The organism is Paucibacter sp. XJ19-41 (assembly GCF_028462495.1).
Lineage (GTDB): Bacteria > Pseudomonadota > Gammaproteobacteria > Burkholderiales > Burkholderiaceae_C > Roseateles_E.
In genome coordinates this window covers 1-1316 of the sequence record NZ_JAQOWX010000267.1, presented here as the reverse complement: position 1 = coordinate 1316, position 1316 = coordinate 1, and the positions used below count along the sequence as shown (strand labels likewise).

Here is a 1316-nt window from a genome sequence, read left to right as displayed (position 1 = left end):
TTTGTCGGTCTGGACGTCCACAAGGACAGTATCGACATCGCCACGGCAGAGGCGCCGCGCGATGGTGAACTCCGCCACATCGGCTGTATCAAGGGCGACCTGGCGTCGCTGGACAAAGCGCTGCGCAAGCTGATCAGCCGGGGCCAGGTCTTGCACATCGTCTACGAGGCCGGCCCCTGTGGTTTCGTCATCTGGCGCCACCTCAGCGCCCAGGGTCTGCACTGCGAGGTCGTCGCCCCTTCGTCGATCCCGCACGCATCGGGCGACCGCATCAAGACCGATCGGCGCGACGCCCTGCTGCTGGCCAGGCTGGCCCGATCCGGCGATCTCTCGGTGGTGCGCGTGCCCGACGGTGTGGACGAGGCCGTGCGTGATCTGGTGCGTGCCCGCGAGGACGCCGTGCGCGAGCAGCGCAACGGGCGGCATCGCCTGAAGGCCTTGCTGCTGCGCAACGGCATCCCGTACACCGGCAAGTCTTCCTGGACGGCCGCGCACCTGCGCTGGTTGTCCTCCGTCAAGCTCGCCTACGCCGCCCAGCAGATCGCCTTCCAGGAGTACCTGCACTCGATCACGGAGGCCGGCGCCCGCATCGCCCGGCTGGAGCAGGCCCTGCGCGACACCTTGCCTGACTGGGGCTTGATGCCGATCGTGCAGGCGCTGCAGGCCATGCGCGGGGTCCAGCAGATTGCGGCAATGACGCTGGTAGCGGAGCTGCAGGACTTCGTGCGCTTCGAGTCGCCGCGCCAGTTGATGGCCTACCTGGGCCTGGTGCCCAGCGAGCATTCCTCCGGCCCGAAGCGCCGCCAGGGTGCGATCACCAAGGCCGGCAACTCGGCAGCGCGGCGCATGCTGGTGGAGGTCGCCTGGCACTACCGGCTCGATCCTCGGGTGAGCCCGGTCATCGCGACGCGCCAGGAGGGCCTGCCCAGCAGCGTGACCGACATCGCCTGGAAGGCTCAACTGCGGCTGACAGCCAAGTTCAAGCGCCTGAGCGCGCGCCGGGTGATGAAGACCAAGGCGGTGGTCGCCGTGGCGCGCGAGCTGGCCGGGTTTGTATGGGCCATCGGACGTGAGGTTCAGCTCTCGGGCTGGAAGGGCATCAAGCCACAGGCCTTGAATCCCTGATCGATCCGACGTGTTCAACCCTGCCAAGGAGGTGATGCACCACTCACACTGACCAGCGGCCGGATCGGGAACGCGGCGCAGCCGCGGCCATCAAGGGAATCCTCGGCAACGTTATTGAGCGCACTGCGCAAGCAGTTGCGACCTCAGCCCCTAGACCGAAGGCAGCCCTGCGACGAACACTTGTCTTGAGG

1 protein-coding gene is annotated in these 1316 nt (G+C 67.4%); it reads left to right on the top strand.

The features are described from left to right. Positions 1–1125 (top strand): IS110 family transposase (locus tag PO768_RS28855; protein ID WP_272648798.1); only part of this gene is annotated, 1125 nt, incomplete at its 5' end. Positions 1126–1316: the final 191 nt, after the last annotated feature.